The sequence below is a fragment of the Parvibaculum sedimenti genome (assembly GCF_009184905.1).
In the GTDB taxonomy this organism is placed as follows: Bacteria; Pseudomonadota; Alphaproteobacteria; order Parvibaculales; family Parvibaculaceae; genus Parvibaculum; species Parvibaculum sedimenti.
The window spans coordinates 186,956-202,978 of the sequence record NZ_WESC01000006.1; the positions used below are offsets into that span (position 1 = coordinate 186,956).

Consider the following 16,023-nt stretch of genomic DNA (forward strand, 5'->3'; position numbering starts at 1 on the left):
ATTTTCCGCTCCCGATTTGATGGAGAGCAAGAGCGATGCGTACCGAGACCCAGGCGATAGCCGATGAAATCAAGCAGTCCCTGGGACTGCTGAGGAGGCATCTTTGACTGGGATACTGCCCGCAAGCGCCTCGACGAACTGAACGCCCGCTCTGAAGATCCCAATCTCTGGAACGATCCGACCAAGGCCCGCTCTCTCATGGCGGAGCGCACGCGGCTGGATGAGGCCATCGGCGCCTATCTGCGCCTCGAGTCAGGTCTCAACGACAATATCGAACTGATCGAACTCGGCGAGGCCGAGGGCGACGACGGCATCGTCAAGGAAGCCGAGGCGTCGCTCAAGGCCGTGCGCGAAGATGCGCGCAAGGCCGAGATTGAAACGCTTCTCTCCGGCGAGGCCGATGGCAACGACGCCTTCCTCGAGGTCCATGCAGGCGCGGGCGGCACGGAGAGCCAGGACTGGGCCCAGATGCTTCTGCGCATGTATACGCGCTGGGCGGAGCGCAAGGGCTACAAGGTCGATCTGGTCGAACGGCATGACGGCGAAGAGGCCGGCATCAAATCGGCGACGATCCAGGTGAAGGGGCACAACGCGTTTGGCTGGTTGAAGACGGAGTCGGGCGTTCATCGCCTCGTCCGCATCTCGCCTTACGACTCCAATGCGCGGCGCCATACGAGCTTCTCGAGCGTCTGGGTCTATCCGGTGGTGGATGACTCGATCAACATCGACGTCAACGAAAGCGACTGCCGCATCGACACGTACCGTTCGTCGGGCGCGGGCGGCCAGCACGTCAACACGACGGACAGCGCCGTGCGCATCACCCACGTTCCGACAGGCATTGTCGTCGCCTGCCAGAACGAACGCTCACAGCACAAGAACCGCGCCACGGCCTGGAACATGCTGCGCGCGCGACTCTATGAGGCCGAGCTGGAAAAGCGCGAGGCAGCGGCGCAGGCCGAAGCGGCGGGAAAAACCGATATCGGTTGGGGCCACCAGATCCGCTCTTACGTCTTGCAGCCCTATCAGATGGTGAAGGACCTGCGCACCGGCGTCGAAAGCCCGACGCCCTCCGGCGTGCTCGATGGTGATCTCGACGAGTTCATGGCTGCGGCTCTCGCTGCCCGCGTGAAGGGCGGGGCCGACGCACCGGTCGAGGACATCGACTGATCCTGCATCCCGTGATCGCGCGGCACGTTTGCCGCCACCCCGAATAAAAACAGCCGCCTCGATGTCGAGGCGGCTGTTTCGTTTTACGCGCCGTCATCTCTCGACGCGGCAGGTCTGTTCGCGGTGCTTACTGCGCGGCGGGGCGCTTCACGACGACGCCGCCGTCACCCACGATCACGGGGCTTGCGGCCTGGGCAGGCTCGGCAGGGCGCGGCGCGGGGGCCACGGCAGCCGGGCGGGGCGCGGCCACGGGGCCGGCGCTCGGGCGCGGCGCGGCGGGCGCACGCGACGCGGAAGCCTGACCGATTGGATCGTCGGAATGGCGGCAATTGCCTTCGAAGAAGGCACCCGTTTCGACGGCCAGCGCTTCATGCAGGATGTCGCCCTCGACATGGCAGGTCGAGGAAAGCTGGACGCGGCGCCCGCGGATGGTGCCCACGACGCGGCCACGGATCACGATGTCCTCGGCGACGACTTCGCCGGTGATTGAAGCCTTCTCGCCGATGGTCAGCGACTGGCTGCGGATGTCGCCTTCGACAGTGCCGTCGATCTGGATGTCGCCCGTGGCGGTCAGGTTGCCATGGACCACGAGGTCCGTCGAAATGATGGAAGGAACCGTGCGCGCGGCGGTGCGCTTCACCAGCGGCGCGCTTGGGGCCGGCGCCACAACCGGGGCGGCTGGCTTCTCGATATCCTTAGCCTTGTTTCGCGAAAACATAATGCCCTGCCTCGATGAATTTGGATGGATCACGGACTATTCCGTCGAACCAGACTTCGTAGTGAAGATGCGGTCCGCTGCTGCGGCCAGAGGACCCCACGCGGCCTATTGGCTCCCTGAAAGCAATTTTCTGGCCAACCTTGACGTCGATACGGCTGAGATGGCCGTAGCGGGTGCGGAAACCATTGCCGAGATCGATCTCGATCATGCGGCCATAAGCGCCCCTCCAGTCCGCAAAGGTCACGGTTCCCGCAGTCGTGGCGTATACGGTCGAGCCGTAATCCGTGGCCAGATCTTCGCCGGCATGGAAGGCCATTCTGCCGTTGAACGGGTCTATGCGTGGACCAAAGCCGCTCGTTTCGCGGTAGCTGACAAGCGGCTCGGCCAGAGGGACTTTCGCAATGAATTTCTCCAGATCGGCCATTGTGTTGAGGTTCTGGCTGACCCTGTGGAGCTGTCTGGAGAAGGCGCTGTCCTTGCCGCCGTCCGCGAGCGCCTCGCCCTCGGCGAGACCGAGAAAGGGCCCCCCTTCGGCGACCGGCATCCGGGAGGAGGAGCCACCGGAAAGCGTCTTCACCTCGGCGACGTCGGTCATGGCAATGATCGACCGGAGTTCCTTGATCTTGCGGTCGGTGGTTTCCTCGATCGAGTTGACGAGGCCCTGCTGGTTGCGGTCGAGCCGGGTCAGCCTTGCGTCAATCTGGGACGCTGTGTCGTTCTGATCGTCGCCGGCAGCCAGCGAGGCAATGTCGATGCCGCCATTTTCTGCTCCATCGACGACATAGGTTTCGGCGTCCGCCGTCCGCTGGGGCCGTGTCGTCGTTTGTCCGAGATCGGCCCCGAGAGCGGCAAGGTCGCTGTCGTGGTCGACGGACATCAGGATCGTGTTGGCGCGGGCAGCGGCGCTCGCGGGACGCGCGGTCGCGGCGTAGCGGCGGCGCATGCTCTCCAGTTCAGAGCTTGCGGACTGGCTCTGGCTCATCAGCGCAGTGAGCTGGCGGTGTCTGTCTTCCAGCTCGCGCGTGGTGGCGAGGAAGCGTTCCTGCGAAATGACGAGCTGACCGTTGAGCTGGTCATAGGCGGCCTGCAATTGCGCCACGCGCTCTTCATAGGCGCTCTGCATCTTCAGGTAGCGTTGCTCTTTCGAGGTGATGATCTGCTGCTTGAAGACGACGTTGACGGAGGAAAATGCGATCCAGCTGAAGAATACGAAAGCGATCGCGAGGAACACGGCCTGCGTGAACGGTGACAGAGATATGAATTGAACCTGCCCATGACTGCGCAGATAAATCTGGCGTTCGACGTAGTGGTGGCGCAGGAACCTGCGCAACGCTTCGCCGTATCCAGAGTGCTTATGGTGCACGCCCCTCATGCGCCATACCCCCAACACAATTTCGAACCGCGCGCATATCAATGGATTTACGTGACGGTTACATCACAGCCGGCAGTCTCGACCGGTATGATTAACATTCCATTGAAGCGCTGATCGTCGCCCCCGACGAAGGAAAATACTGTCGCTTAATGGGACGGGAAAGAAAAGCGCATTTTCAGCGCGAAGCGAGGGGCTCGTAGAAAGACCGCTCAAGGCCTGCGGCGTCGCGGGCATCGGTATTGAACGGTGGCTTCAGCAATCCGCGGAAATGCTTGCGTACCAGGGTTTGAAACGTGGTCTGCGGGTCGAGATTTCCCGCATCGCACAAATAGTTGAACCAGCGTGCGCCTGCCGCAACATGTTGCTGTTCTTCGCGATAGATCATTCTCAATATGTCGGCGCTGTCATGGTCGCCCGCGCCCATTAACCTTTCGATCATGGGGGGCGTTACGTCGAGGCCCCGCGCTTCGAGAACGAGGGGCACGACGGCGAGGCGGGCCAGGGCGTCGTGGCGCGTTTCTTCCGCGGCCTGCCACAGGCCATCATGAGCCGGGAGGTCTCCATAGCATCCACCCATTGCACGGAGGCGCGCCTGAATGGCCGCGAAGTGGCGGGCCTCGTCGTCGCCGACCGCGATCCAGTCATCGAAGAAGGCGCGGGGAAGCTGCGTCTCTCCGACCGTTCGCCCGGTGAAGCGGCCCGCAATGTCGAAGGCAAGGTCGATCGCGTTGAGCTCGATATGGGCGAGCGCATGGAGAAGGGCGAAGCGGCCGCGCGGTCCTTTGAAGGTGCGGCGCGGCATCTGGTTGGGCGACAGAAGTTCAGGCTTCGCCGGGCGATTGGGCCTGTCCGGCATCTCGCCCGGCGCAAGCGTGAGAGCGCCTCTACGCCAGCACTTCGCGGCCTCATGCGCGAGGCGCGCTTTTTCGTCCGCATCCGGACATTCGAGCACAGCGCGGGCGGCTTGAGCGAGCGAGTGTGGGGCGAACGAAGTCCCTTCGGCGATGAAGGGTGCGGGCGGGGCTTCGCTCATCTCGGTCTCGATCCGCTTCCTAGAGGCTCTTCACGGCGGCGAGCACGTCGTCGGCATGACCATCGACCTTCACCTTCGGCCAGATCTTCGCGATGACGCCTTTTTCGTCGATCAGGTAAGTCGTGCGGGCGATGCCCATATAGGTGCGGCCATACTGGCTCTTCTCGACCCAGACGCCATAGGCCTCCAGCATTTCACCCGTCTCGTCGGAGAGAAGGCGGACGGTCAGGTTGTGCTTGTCCCTGAACTTGCAGTGCGCCTTGACGGAATCCTTCGAGACGCCGAGGACCACGGCATTGGCCGCTTCGAAGGCCGCTTTCTGCGCCGAGAAGGCGATGGCCTCGACCGTGCAGCCCGGCGTGTCGTCCTTGGGGTAGAAGTAGAGGACGATCTTCTTGCCTGCGAGACTCGACAGCGAAATGGTGCTGCCGTCATCGGCGGGCAGGGAGAATGCGGGGGCCTTCCGGCCGACGGCGGGCAGGGTGGAAGCGGTCGCGGCTTTTGCCTTCGGAGCGGCCTTGGGTTTGGCGGCTGGGGCTTTGGCAGCCGGTTTCGCGGTAGGTCCGGCTTTCTTCACGGCAGGCTTTTTTGCCGCAGGCTTTGCCGCGGCTTTTTTCGCCGGGACTGTTTTTGCAGCGGCGGCTGCCTTCGCCTTGGCTGTCGGCTTTTTAGCCGCGGGGGCCTTGGCTTTTGGTGCCGCTTTTTTGACCTTCGTCGTTACGCCGGACTTTTTAGCAGAAATCGCTTTTGCCATTAACGCGCCTCCAGTCGGATGTCTCTATCGCCCACGCGGCATCCGCCGCCTGTTGCCGCCGACATTTGGGGCTAAAAACGCAGGCTCGTAAACTGCGGGATGTGGACTTGTCATGCGGGCGTCGCCAATTTGAGAGACTTCGCCCGACGCTGCAGGTAAAAGAACGGGAGAGACCTCGTCGCGGCACTCGGTCCGTGCCCCGGATCTCATGGAAAGCCTGCCCTTCGGGAACGATTCGGGGGTTCAAGACGAGCGAGAGGGACTGGTCCTTTCTTGATACGCCGGACGAGTAAGATCGCATTGGAGGTCCTGGGCGTTGCCGTTGCGGCGACGGCGGTGCTGCTTGGGGTGCTGGCCTGGCGCCTGTCCGGCGGCCCGATCTCGCTCCCGATCCTTACCGAAATCATCCAGGACAGCGCCCGGAGCGAACTTGCGGGCGGTGAACTGACCATTGGCGACACTGTGTTGCGCTGGCTCCCCGAGAAGCGCCAGCTCGGCCTTCGTCTCCTCAATGTTCGCCTCACCGGCGCGGACAAGAACGAGGTCGCCGCCGCACCGGAAATGTCATTCCGTTTGAGCGTACCTGCACTGCTCATCGGGCAAATCTCACCGACGACGATCGACTTTTACCGCGTCAGCCTGGCCATCGTGCGGCGGCCCGAGGGTGTTTCGCTGGGGCTCGCTGCTGCTGGCGCCGAGGCCGGGCCTGTCGCGAAACCTGAGACGCAAGAGGCAGAGGGGTTTGTTGGCCCTCTCTTCGCCGCGCTGGCGACAGGCGACCGGAGCATCCCGATGCTCGCGCATCTGAGGCATGTGGGCATCGAGGATGCCACGCTGCGTTTCGTCGACGAGGTGAACGGCGCGACTTTCGAGGCGCCCAACGCCAATCTGATCCTCTATCGGGGCGACGGCGGGCTTGCCGGGCGCCTTTCCGCCGACGTGCGGATCGCGGACACCACCGGCCATCTCGAACTCAGCGGTGCGATGCCGGTCGGCGGCAAATCGGTGCAGGTCGATATGCAGGCCAGCAACATCGTGCCTTCGGCCCTTGCCCGCGCCATGCCCGATCTTGCCGATTACATGCTCTTCGACGCGCCGTTCGATGCCAAGGGCACGCTCGAACTGAAACCGAATGGCGATGTCATTTCGGGGAAGCTCTCCATTGAAGCGGGCAAGGGTAACTTCGTGCTTCCCGCGCTACAGCAGGCGCCAGTCGTTCTGGAGCGCGCGCGAGCGGTGCTCTCGCTCGATGCGGTTGCACGGCGTATCGTGGTGAATGAGCTTGAGCTTCAGGCAGGTCCGCACAGCGCAGCGCTCACGGGGCATGTCGATTATGTGCTGGGCAAAGGTCTCCACATTTCGACGGCCAAGGTTGATCTGACGGCAGGCAAGACCACGACCGATGTGCCCGGCTTCTTCGAGGGGCACTTCGAACTCGACAGGGCGCATGTCGCGGCGCTGCTCGATTTCGACAAGCGGTCTATTTCCGTCGAGGACATCACGCTCGGCATCGCGGGCGGCAAGATCGAGGCCGCCGGCACGATCGAAAGCGGCCCGCGCTCGCCCGCCGTGCGCATGAAGGGCGAGATCGTCTCCATTCCCGTCGACACGGTGCGCACCATCTGGCCGCTGCCGCTTTCGCCGAACGCGCGCGAATGGGTGGAGAAGAACCTGCATGGCGGTACGCTTGAAAAGGGCGACTTCGCGGTCGATGTGCCGGCCGACATGTTCGCCGATGCCGATGCGGGCATGGCGATCCCGAATGAACGCATCAAGTTCAATTTCAACGTCAGCGGAACGGATGTTGCCTATCTCGACGCCATGCCGCACATGACCGGCGTGTCCGCGCGCGGCACCCTGCAGGGCGACAGGTTCGACGCCTGGGTCTCTGCTGCGACCGTCGCAGTCGGGCCGAACCGGACCATCGCCGTCTCCAATGGCCATTTCGCCGATGGTGAGCTGAGCAACAAGCACAGCATCGGCGACATTGAATTCACCGCGGATGCTGCCACCGCGGATATACTGGCGCTACTCGATCATGAGCCGCTGAAGCTCATTCGCGGTTTTGGGCTTGATCCCGCGACCATTGCCGGGACTGGCAAGATCAACGCGCAACTCCGCCTGCCGCTCTCCAAGGGCGTCAAGATGGATGATGTTCAGTTTTCGGGCACGGCTCACGCCGAGAAGGTCGGTATTCCGAACATCCAGAAGGACCTGTCGATCACCGATGGAACACTCGACATCGATGTCCAGCGCACGGGGCTCAAGGCAAAGGGCCCTGTCAGCCTGAACGGCACCTCGCCGCTTCAGGTCGTCTGGACGGAGAGCTTCGTTCGCACCAAGGGGCCGGGCTCCGTCTTCGATATCTCAGGCAAGCTCAACGACCAGGAGCGCGAAGCCATCGGCCTCGGCCTCACCGATTGGGTTTCCGGCTCGCCCGATATTCACGCGACGCTGATGGGCTCGGGCGCGGAGATTAAAAGCGGGGTGGTGCATGCGGAATTGACCGACGCCGTCGCGAAGATCAGTCAGCTCGGCTGGGAGAAACCGAAGGGCAAGCCCGCGACTGTCGACCTCAAGATCGACTTCTCGCCGGATGCTTTCAGCTTCACGGATTTCGTGCTCGCGGGCGCGGACATGAACGTGCGCGGTGCCTTTGCCATCGATAAAAAGAACCGCATTCTTTCCGCGAATGTCCCGACTGTGAAGCTCGGCTCGACCAACGATCTGGCGCTCAAGGCACGGCGCGACGAGCGCGGACAGCTCATCGTCGACATCGAAGGGGCGAAGGGCGATGCGCGGGGGTTGCTTCATGCCTTCATTTCCGGGACTGGCGACAAGGCCGAAGCCGAAAGGGCGGCGACGCGTCTCATCACGCCGGAGATGGAGCAGGATCCGACGTTGCGCACGGCGATCCGGGCTCGCATCGGCGATGTGATGGCGCAGAACGATGAGAAAGTCACCGACGTCGACGCAAGGATCGCGTTGATCGAGGGTGATGTCTATCTGATGGACCTTCTTGCGCTGGACAAGGGACGCAACCAGATATCGGTTTCGATCAAGCAGGAGAAGAACCGTACACGGAGCTTTTCTCTGCGGTCGGCCGATGCGGGCCTGGTCTTCCGCGCGCTCGATCTCTACACCAGCGTTCAAGGCGGCGATCTGAGTGCAGATGCCACTTTCGATGACACAAAGCCCGGCTCGCCGCTTACCGGTGAAATCTCCGCCTCGAAATTTCGCATCGTCAATGCGCCGGTTCTCGCCAAGATACTGACGCTCGGCTCGCTCACGGGCATTAGCGACACGCTCACGGGCGAGGGCATTTTCTTCGATACGTTGAAGCTGCCGTTCCGCGTGACCGGCCACCGCATTCATGTCGAGGACGCCCGCATGTCGGGCCCCGCCGTCGGCCTTACCATGAGCGGTCAGGTCGATCGTTCCGCCAATGTCGCGCAGATGGAGGGGACGCTCGTTCCCGCCTACACCGTGAACTCCATTCTTGGCAAAGTGCCGTTGCTCGGGCCTCTGATCGTCGGCCGGGAGGGCGAGGGGATTTTCGGTTTCACCTATGCGGTGAAGGGCAATATCGATGATCCGAGCGTGATCGTGAACCCGCTCTCCGCCATTGCGCCGGGTTTCCTGCGACGGCTCTTCGAGTTCTCGAGCACGCTTCCGCCGGAACAACCGTCTGCTGACAAACCTGTCGACGATGGCGCTAAAAAGCCAGCCGAGGCGGCGCCCAAACCGTAATTTTGTCGCAGGTCGTCGATTTGAATTGCGGAGTGCATCTCCGCATATAGACTGACGTGATTATTCGCTGAATGAAACCGCAGCGTTCACGGAATAATCAACAGCGGGGAAAACCGCGGACTACCTCGCGCGCCTCCTGCCCCCACGAGGCGCGAATAGGCCCTCTCCCATGTAAAAGGGAGGGGGCTTTTTCTTGCGTGCGTGTCTTGTGGTGCGCGTCAGGCCTTCGGCTTCAGAAGAACATGCTTCTTCTGTCCGACCGAAACCTTCACGACCATATCACCTGTGATGTCAGCGGTCGTAATCAGTGATCGCTCGTCGGTCACCTGTTTGTCGTTGATCTTCACGCCGCCGCCCTTGATGAGACGGCGCACTTCGCCGTTCGATGCGGCGAGGCCCGCCGCGACGACGGCGCTCAGCACACCGATGCCATCACCGATTTCGACTTCGACCGTCGGCATGTCGGCGCTGATGCCGCCCTGCTCGAACGCCGTGCGCGCGGCATTGGCTGCTTTCTCCGCTTCCTCGCGGCCATGCAGCATGGCGGTCGCTTCGGTGGCGAGAATCTTTTTTGCTTCGTTGAGCTCCGCGCCTTCGAGCTTGCCGAGGCGGGCGACTTCGTCGAGTGGCAATTCGGTGAAGAGCTTCAGGAAGCGCTCCACGTCGGCATCTTCCGTGTTGCGCCAGAACTGCCAGTAGTCGAAGGGCGAGCGCATGTCAGCATTGAGCCAGACGGCCCCTGCGGCGGTCTTGCCCATCTTTGCGCCCGAGGAGGTGGTGATGAGGGGGCAGGTGACGGCGAAGAGATCGAGGTTTGCCGCGCGGCGCCCAAGTTCGAGCCCGTTGACGATATTGCCCCACTGGTCCGAGCCGCCCATCTGCAACCGGCAGCCATAGCGCTTGCCCAGCTCCACGAAGTCATAGGCCTGCAGGATCATGTAATTGAATTCGAGGAAGGAGAGCGGCTGCTCGCGGTCGAGGCGCAGCTTCACGCTGTCGAAGGAGAGCATGCGGTTGACCGAGAAGTGGCGGCCATAGTCGCGCAGGAAGGAGATGTATTCGAGCTTTTCCAGCCATTCCGCATTGTTGACCATGATGGCGTCGGTCGGGCCATCGCCGAAGGTGAGGAAGCTCGTGAAGGCGGTCTTGATCGAGGCCATGTTGGCCGCGATCTGGGCGTCGGTGAGAAGCTGGCGCTGTTCGTCCTTGCCGGAGGGGTCGCCGACCTTGGTCGTGCCGCCGCCCATGAGGACGATGGGCTTGTGGCCCGCCTGCTGCAGGCGGCGCAGCATCATGATGCCCATGAGGTGGCCGACATGGAGGCTGGGCCCCGTGCAGTCGAAGCCTATATAGGCGGTCACGGTTTCCTTCGCGGCATAGGCGTCCAGGGCCTCCGGATCGGAGATCTGGTGGATGAAGCCACGGGCTTCGATTTCACGCAGGAAGTCGGACTTGAAATTGCTCATGATCGGCTCGATTGGGGGCTTGCCATAGGCATTGGGGAGCCGGTGGTGTATCACGCTTTGAGGACGGGAAAAACGCCTTAGGAAACGGACCGATCCGCATGATCCGAGCCATCGGCCTCATGAGCGGCACCTCGCTCGACGGTATTGATGCGGCCATTCTGGAAACGGATGGCGAGAATATCGTGCGTCCCGGCCCAAGCCTCGGCGTTCCCTATACGCCGGAGGAGCGGGCGGTGCTCCGCGCGGCGCTGGAGGCGGCGAAGAGCTGGCCTGCCGGCGACCCAATGCCTGAGGCCGTGGCGGAGGCCGAACGTCTCCTGACGCTCGCCCATGCGCAGGCGGTCCGCGTTCTTCTCGATAAATCGGGCTTCAAGCCCGCCGATATCGACCTTATCGGCTTTCACGGACAGACGGTGCTGCATCAGCCCGAGGCGCGGCGGACGGTCCAGATCGGCATGGGGGATGTGCTGGCGTCGCTCACCGGCATCGACGTCATCAATGATTTCCGCTCGGCGGACGTGGCGGCGGGTGGGCATGGTGCGCCGTTGGTGCCGCTCTATCATCAGGCGCTCGCCCGTAGCGCCGGGATCAACGAGCCGGTCGCTATCGTCAATATCGGCGGCGTCGGCAATGTGACTTATGTCGGCCTCGATGGGCGGCTCATAGCCTTCGACACGGGCCCCGGCAATGCATTGATCGACGACTGGGCAATGCGCCACACCGGCGAGCCGGTCGACAAGGACGGGGCGTTGGCGGAGGCGGGCGAGGTCGATGTCGATGTGCTGGCCCGGCTTATGGATCATCCTTTCTTCGAAATGCCGCCGCCGAAATCGCTCGACCGCTTTTCCTTTGCGCGAGCCGCCGAGGCCGTCGAGCACCTCTCGCCCGAAGATGGTGCTGCAACGCTCACGGCGTTCACGGTTGAGGCCATTGCGCGCGGCATCGCGCATATTCCGGGCATGCCGACGCGCTTCGTCGTCTGTGGCGGCGGGCGGCGCAATCCGGTGCTGATGTCGATGTTGTCAAAGCGCCTGCAGGGTGGCGTCCTGCCTGCGGAGGATCTCGGCTGGCGGGGCGATGATGTGGAGGCGGAGGCTTTCGCCTATCTCGCCGCGCGCTCGTTGCGCGGTCTTCCGCTCAGCCTGCCGACGACCACCGGGGTGCCCGAGCCAATGAAGGGCGGGCAGCTGCACAGGGCAGCAAGGTAATCAGAGGCTGACGCCAAACTTCGCCGCGATCCAGACGGTTGCCAGATAAAGCGCGAAGGTAAGCAGGCAGGAAAGCCCGAGCGAGGGCCAGAAGCCCGTGCCGCTGCGCAGTAGCGCAGGCAGGACGAGAAACATCGGCAGCGTTGGCAGCACATACCAGAAGGTCGACGCGGCCGTCGCGGCGATACGTTCGCTATCGCCGGTGTCGTTCCAAAGCCAGATGAAGGCGAGGATCGAAATGAGGGGGAGCGAGATGACGAGTGCGCCGAGCGAGGGGCTGCGCTTGGCGACTTCCGACGCTGCCATGATGAGCATGCCGGAGAGGAGCGCCTTGACGATTGCGTAAAGCATCGGCGTCCTCTCCTGGTTGTTTTGTTAATCCCGCGCGGCGTAGGCCGCGAGGCGCTTGTCGAGATAGGCGCCCGAAACGGCCGCCAGCGGCTCGAGATGCTGGTCGAAGAAGTGGTTCGCACCGTCGATCGTCGAATGCTCGATGACGATGCCCTTCTGCGTCTTCAGACGGTCCACGAGCTTCTGCACATCGGCGGCGGGAGCGACCTGATCGGCGCTGCCGTTGACGATGAGGCCCGAAGAGGGGCAGGGCGCGAGGAAGGTGAAGTCATACATGTTGGCCGGCGGGGCGACCGAGATGAAGCCTTCGATCTCGGGGCGGCGCATCAGCACCTGCATGGCGATCCAGGCGCCGAAGGAGAAGCCCGCAATCCAGCATTGGGAGGCGTCGGCATTCTGGGCCTGTAGCCAGTCGAGCGCCGAGGCCGCGTCCGAAAGCTCGCCGATCCCCGAATCGAAAGCGCCCTGGCTGCGGCCCACGCCACGGAAATTGAAGCGGAGCACCGAGAAGCCGCGGTTCACGAAGCCCTGAAACAGGGTGTAGGTGACCGGGTTATTCATGGTGCCGCCGAACTGCGGATGGGGGTGCAGCACCAGCGCAATCGGCGAATTCGACTTGCGGCTGTGGTGGTAACGCCCCTCGATACGGCCGGCGGGACCATTGAAAATGACTTCTGGCATTGCCCTCTCGTCTCGTTATGCAAGGCGCCGGCGTTCCGGGGCCATTAACCTACCCCCCGTCTCGGAAAATTTTCCAGATACGAATGGCGGTTTTCTCTGGAAATCTGGTCCAGAGGTGGCTAAGTAGTTGACTGTAGCGCTCGGAGAAGCCGAAGCCCAGTCGCGCGTCTTTTTCCTCTGGCGTCGCGAATGCCGCCAAAAAGCGGCGCATCGGCTTTCCGGCCAGCCTGAAAGGCGTTCGTTCTTTAACACAGGCAAGTGCCGGTTGCGCAAGGGTTTTAGGCCGCGGGACGAGAGCCCGGGGCGCTTTCGAAAGGAGAACGGGCCATGAAGCTCACCACAAAAGGTCGTTATGCCGTGATGGCGATGGCGGATCTGGCCCGGTTTGGCACCGGAAGACCCGTGGCGCTGGCGGATATCGCGGAGCGCCAGGAAATCTCGCTTTCCTATCTCGAGCAGCTTTTTGCCAAGCTGCGCCGCGGCGACCTGGTGAAGAGCGTGCGCGGGCCGGGCGGTGGCTACCTTTTGTCGCGCGATGCCGACGATATCCGCATTTCGGACGTCATTATGGCGGTCGATGAGCCGCTCAACGCCACGCGCTGCGAGGTCGGCTCCCCCAAGGGCTGCATGGGCAATTCCTCCAGCCGCTGCATCACACATGACCTCTGGGCTGAATTGAGCCACCAGATTCATCTGTTTCTGGGGTCCGTCTCACTCGGCGACGTGATAAATGGCCGTGTGGCGACGACGCATCCGGGGGCCCGCGCGAGCGACCAGCAGCCGATTTCCAACGCCGCCGACTGAGCCGATTTTTTGCGCCGCGACCTCAAGGGTTCGAGCGAATGACGATGAGACGCGCCTATATGGACCATAATGCGACTGCCCCGGTACGTGCCGAGGCGGCGGATGCGGTTCTGCGCGCTCTTTCCGCCACTGGCAATCCATCATCCGTTCATGCGGAAGGCCGGGCGGCGCGAAAGATACTCGAAGAGGCTCGGACCTCCGTTGCGGCCCTCGTTCATGCAAAGCCCGCCGAAGTGGTGTTCACGAGCGGCGGCACGGAGGCGGCGAACCTTGCGCTTCATGTGGCCCGCGCGGCGCTGGGTGTCGAGCGCGTCATCGTGTCGGCCATCGAGCATGATTGCGTGCGCGTTGCGGCGAACGGCCTCGGCGTTCCGGTCGAGGTGCTGTCCGTCGATGTGAATGGTGTCGCCGATCTTGGCGAGTTGGCGCAGCGCCTGGCCTCGCCGGGCAAGGCACTGGTGGCGTTGATGTACGCGAATAACGAAACGGGTGTCGTGCAGCCCGTCGCGGAAGCTGTCGCGCTGGCGAAAGAGGCGGGCGCTGTGGTGCTCACCGATACGATCCAGGCATGGGGTCGCTTGCCCGTTTATTTTCATGCGCTGGGCGCGGACCTGATGACAGTCTCCGCGCACAAGCTGGGCGGGCCGCAGGGCGTGGGCGCACTGGTCATTCGCGAAGGCTTGCCCTTCGACGCGCTGATCCGTGGCGGCGGACAGGAGTTGCGCCGCCGCTCCGGCACCGAGAATGTGCCCGGCATTGCCGGCTTTGGCGCGGCAGCGAAGCTTGCGGCGCAGGAGATTGTGGAGATGCCGCGCGTTGGCCAGTTGCGCGACCGGCTCGAAGAGATTTTGCGTGAGGCCGTGCCGGAGCTTTGTGTTTTCGGCGCGGGCGCGGAGCGGCTTGCCAATACGAGCCTTTTCTCCGCGCCGGGCCTTGATGCGGAAACGCTTTTGATGACGCTCGACCTCGACGGTGTTGCGGTCAGCGCGGGCGCCGCTTGCTCGTCCGGCAAGGTTGCGCGGTCGCATGTGCTTGCCGCCATGGGTGTTGAAGACACGCTGGCGAAAGGCGCGATCCGCGTGAGCCTCGGGCTCGGCAATACGGCGGAAGAGATCGAGCGCCTTGCTCAGAGCTGGTCGCGGGCCGCGAAGCGCGCGCGCGACAAGTTGGGCGATGGGGTGAAAAGTTCGAATTCGGGTGCGGCGGTTTCCGCGCTCGAAGAAGTGGAGAGTTGATATGGCAGCGGTTCGCGAGACGGTTGAATCCGTCGATCAGGTCGCAGGCGAGAAATACAAGTACGGCTTCACGACGGACATAGAGTCCGAGCGCGCGCCTATCGGCCTGAGCGAAGATACGATCCGCTTCATCTCGGCGAAGAAGGAAGAGCCCGAGTGGATGCTCGAATGGCGCCTCGAAGCCTATCGCCGCTGGCTCACCATGGAAGAGCCGAAATGGGCGAAGGTTTCCTATCCGCCGATCGACTTTCAGGATGCCTATTACTACGCGGCGCCGAAACAGAGGGCGAAACTCGAAAGCCTTGACGAGGTCGATCCGAAACTTCTCGAAACCTACAAGAAGCTCGGCATCCCGTTGGTCGAGCAGCAGATCCTCGCGGGCGTTGCGGTCGATGCCGTGTTCGACAGCGTATCGGTTGCCACGACCTTCAAGGCGAAGCTCGCTGAAGTGGGCGTGATCTTCTGCCCGTTTTCGGAGGCCGTGCGCGAGCATCCGGAGCTGGTGAAGAAATATCTCGGCTCAGTCGTTCCGTCTTCGGACAATTTCTACGCAACGCTCAATTCGGCGGTCTTTTCGGACGGCTCCTTCGTCTATATCCCGCCGGGTGTGCGCTGCCCGATGGAGCTCTCGACCTATTTCCGCATCAACGAGAAACAGACCGGTCAGTTCGAGCGCACGCTCATCATCGCGGACAAGGGCGCTTACGTGTCCTATCTCGAAGGCTGCACCGCGCCGCAGCGCGACGAGAACCAGCTTCATGCGGCCGTGGTCGAACTCATCGCGCTCGACGATGCCGAGATCAAATATTCGACGGTGCAGAACTGGTTCCCCGGCGACGAGAACGGCAAGGGCGGTATCTATAATTTCGTGACGAAGCGCGGCGATTGCCGCGGGGCGCGCTCGAAGATTTCATGGACACAGGTCGAGACGGGCTCTGCCGTCACCTGGAAATATCCGAGCTGCATCCTGCGTGGCGAGGAGTCGCGCGGCGAGTTCTATTCGATCGCAATTTCGAACAATTATCAGCAGGTCGACAGCGGCACGAAGATGATCCATCTGGGCCGCAATTCGTCGAGCCGGATCATCTCCAAGGGCATCGCGGCGGGCTTCTCGTCCAATGCCTATCGCGGCCTCGTCAGCGTGCACAAGAAGGCTGAGAACGTCCGCAACTTCACGCAATGCGACAGTCTGCTGATCGGATCGAAATGCTCGGCGCATACGGTTCCCTATATCGAGTCGAAGAACCCGACCGCGATATTGGAACACGAAGCGACGACGTCGAAGATCAGCGACGAGCAGCTTTTCTATTGCCGGCAGCGCGGCGTGCCGGCGGAAGAGGCGGTGGCGCTCATCGTTAACGGCTTCTGCCGCGACGTGTTGCAGCAATTGCCGATGGAATTCGCGGTCGAGGCGCAGAAGCTCGTCGGCATCAGTCTCGAAGGAAGTGTCGGTTAGGCGCTTCGATCTGAAATATACGACGTCA

Annotated in this window: 14 protein-coding genes; 7 read left to right on the forward strand and 7 right to left on the reverse strand. The window is 62.7% G+C overall.

Features of this window, described 5'->3' with window-relative positions; translation table 11 throughout:
* Nucleotides 1-35: 35 nt before the first annotated feature.
* A protein-coding gene (gene prfB, locus F2P47_RS08360) for a peptide chain release factor 2 (RefSeq protein WP_152215893.1) occupies nucleotides 36-1,167 on the forward strand; the annotation gives its coding sequence in 2 pieces (ribosomal slippage) (nucleotides 36-104 and nucleotides 106-1,167; 1,131 coding nt in all).
* Nucleotides 1,168-1,294: 127 nt separating this feature from the next.
* Here prfB and F2P47_RS08365 read toward each other — a convergent pair.
* The 4 genes from F2P47_RS08365 to bcp all read right to left on the reverse strand — a co-directional run bounded on the left by F2P47_RS08365 (nucleotide 1,295) and on the right by bcp (nucleotide 4,867).
* On the reverse strand, nucleotides 1,295-1,885 hold the full coding sequence (locus tag F2P47_RS08365; protein ID WP_152215894.1) for a bactofilin family protein: 591 nt from the start codon (nucleotides 1,883-1,885) through the stop codon (nucleotides 1,295-1,297).
* Nucleotides 1,863-3,257 carry a peptidoglycan DD-metalloendopeptidase family protein gene (locus F2P47_RS08370; protein WP_152215895.1) on the reverse strand — a complete coding sequence of 465 codons (1,395 nt, stop codon included), beginning with the start codon at nucleotides 3,255-3,257 and terminating at the stop codon, nucleotides 1,863-1,865. The genes F2P47_RS08365 and F2P47_RS08370 overlap by 23 nt, the downstream gene beginning before the upstream one ends.
* A gap of 175 nt (nucleotides 3,258-3,432) precedes the next feature.
* Entirely contained in the window at nucleotides 3,433-4,290 is an 858-nt protein-coding gene (locus F2P47_RS08375) for a ferritin-like domain-containing protein (protein WP_152215896.1), read from the reverse strand.
* A gap of 19 nt (nucleotides 4,291-4,309) precedes the next feature.
* Nucleotides 4,310-4,867: a thioredoxin-dependent thiol peroxidase gene (gene bcp / locus F2P47_RS08380; protein WP_246176805.1), complete on the reverse strand. Its 558-nt coding sequence runs from the start codon at nucleotides 4,865-4,867 to the stop codon at nucleotides 4,310-4,312.
* Between bcp and F2P47_RS17925 the strand changes: the two genes are divergently transcribed.
* Both F2P47_RS17925 and F2P47_RS08385 read left to right on the forward strand, forming a co-directional pair.
* Nucleotides 4,830-5,135, forward strand: a complete 306-nt coding sequence (locus F2P47_RS17925) for a hypothetical protein (protein ID WP_246176806.1) — start codon at nucleotides 4,830-4,832, stop codon at nucleotides 5,133-5,135. The genes bcp and F2P47_RS17925 overlap by 38 nt on opposite strands.
* Nucleotides 5,136-5,344: 209 nt before the next feature.
* Nucleotides 5,345-8,794, forward strand: coding sequence for a DUF3971 domain-containing protein (locus tag F2P47_RS08385; protein ID WP_152215898.1), 3,450 nt, complete (start codon nucleotides 5,345-5,347; stop codon nucleotides 8,792-8,794).
* A 218-nt stretch (nucleotides 8,795-9,012) separates the two neighbouring features.
* Here the strand turns inward: F2P47_RS08385 and tyrS are convergent, their stop codons facing one another.
* Complete coding sequence (gene tyrS, locus F2P47_RS08390) at nucleotides 9,013-10,260, reverse strand: tyrosine--tRNA ligase (RefSeq protein WP_152215899.1); 1,248 nt, start codon at nucleotides 10,258-10,260, stop codon at nucleotides 9,013-9,015.
* A gap of 98 nt (nucleotides 10,261-10,358) precedes the next feature.
* On the opposite strand from tyrS, the gene F2P47_RS08395 reads away from it, so the two are divergent.
* Complete coding sequence (locus tag F2P47_RS08395) at nucleotides 10,359-11,468, forward strand: anhydro-N-acetylmuramic acid kinase (protein WP_152215900.1); 1,110 nt, start codon at nucleotides 10,359-10,361, stop codon at nucleotides 11,466-11,468.
* Here F2P47_RS08395 and F2P47_RS08400 read toward each other — a convergent pair whose 3' ends face one another.
* Both F2P47_RS08400 and F2P47_RS08405 read right to left on the reverse strand, forming a co-directional pair.
* Nucleotides 11,469-11,819, reverse strand: coding sequence for a DUF3147 family protein (locus F2P47_RS08400; RefSeq protein ID WP_152215901.1), 351 nt, complete (start codon nucleotides 11,817-11,819; stop codon nucleotides 11,469-11,471). It abuts the gene before it with no gap.
* Nucleotides 11,820-11,843: 24 nt separating this feature from the next.
* Nucleotides 11,844-12,500, reverse strand: a complete 657-nt coding sequence (locus tag F2P47_RS08405) for an alpha/beta hydrolase (protein ID WP_152215902.1) — start codon at nucleotides 12,498-12,500, stop codon at nucleotides 11,844-11,846.
* A 327-nt stretch (nucleotides 12,501-12,827) separates the two neighbouring features.
* On the opposite strand from F2P47_RS08405, the gene F2P47_RS08410 reads away from it, so the two are divergent.
* Genes F2P47_RS08410 through sufB form a run of 3 tightly spaced genes read left to right on the forward strand, consistent with a single transcriptional unit; the run spans nucleotide 12,828 to nucleotide 15,995 of the window.
* Complete coding sequence (locus tag F2P47_RS08410; protein ID WP_152215903.1) at nucleotides 12,828-13,304, forward strand: Rrf2 family transcriptional regulator; 477 nt, start codon at nucleotides 12,828-12,830, stop codon at nucleotides 13,302-13,304.
* A gap of 38 nt (nucleotides 13,305-13,342) precedes the next feature.
* Nucleotides 13,343-14,539 (forward strand): cysteine desulfurase family protein, encoded by a 1,197-nt coding sequence (locus F2P47_RS08415; protein ID WP_152215904.1) that lies wholly within the window; start codon nucleotides 13,343-13,345, stop codon nucleotides 14,537-14,539.
* 1 nt (nucleotide 14,540) lies between these two features.
* Nucleotides 14,541-15,995: a Fe-S cluster assembly protein SufB gene (sufB, locus tag F2P47_RS08420; protein ID WP_152215905.1), complete on the forward strand. Its 1,455-nt coding sequence runs from the start codon at nucleotides 14,541-14,543 to the stop codon at nucleotides 15,993-15,995.
* The last annotated feature ends 28 nt before the right edge of the window (nucleotides 15,996-16,023 follow it).

What these genes read in the sequence shown, in the direction of transcription:
- F2P47_RS08365 (WP_152215894.1), bottom strand. Translation starts at nt 1,885, where the DNA reads ATGTTTTCGCGAAACAAGGCTAAGGATATCGAGAAGCCAGCCGCCCCG.
- F2P47_RS08370 (WP_152215895.1), bottom strand. Translation starts at nt 3,257, where the DNA reads ATGAGGGGCGTGCACCATAAGCACTCTGGATACGGCGAAGCGTTGCGC.
- F2P47_RS08375 (WP_152215896.1), bottom strand. Translation starts at nt 4,290, where the DNA reads ATGAGCGAAGCCCCGCCCGCACCCTTCATCGCCGAAGGGACTTCGTTC.
- tyrS (WP_152215899.1), bottom strand. Translation starts at nt 10,260, where the DNA reads ATGAGCAATTTCAAGTCCGACTTCCTGCGTGAAATCGAAGCCCGTGGC.
- F2P47_RS08395 (WP_152215900.1), top strand. Translation starts at nt 10,359, where the DNA reads ATGATCCGAGCCATCGGCCTCATGAGCGGCACCTCGCTCGACGGTATT.
- F2P47_RS08400 (WP_152215901.1), bottom strand. Translation starts at nt 11,819, where the DNA reads ATGCTTTACGCAATCGTCAAGGCGCTCCTCTCCGGCATGCTCATCATG.
- F2P47_RS08405 (WP_152215902.1), bottom strand. Translation starts at nt 12,500, where the DNA reads ATGCCAGAAGTCATTTTCAATGGTCCCGCCGGCCGTATCGAGGGGCGT.
- F2P47_RS08410 (WP_152215903.1), top strand. Translation starts at nt 12,828, where the DNA reads ATGAAGCTCACCACAAAAGGTCGTTATGCCGTGATGGCGATGGCGGAT.
- F2P47_RS08415 (WP_152215904.1), top strand. Translation starts at nt 13,343, where the DNA reads ATGACGATGAGACGCGCCTATATGGACCATAATGCGACTGCCCCGGTA.
- sufB (WP_152215905.1), top strand. Translation starts at nt 14,541, where the DNA reads ATGGCAGCGGTTCGCGAGACGGTTGAATCCGTCGATCAGGTCGCAGGC.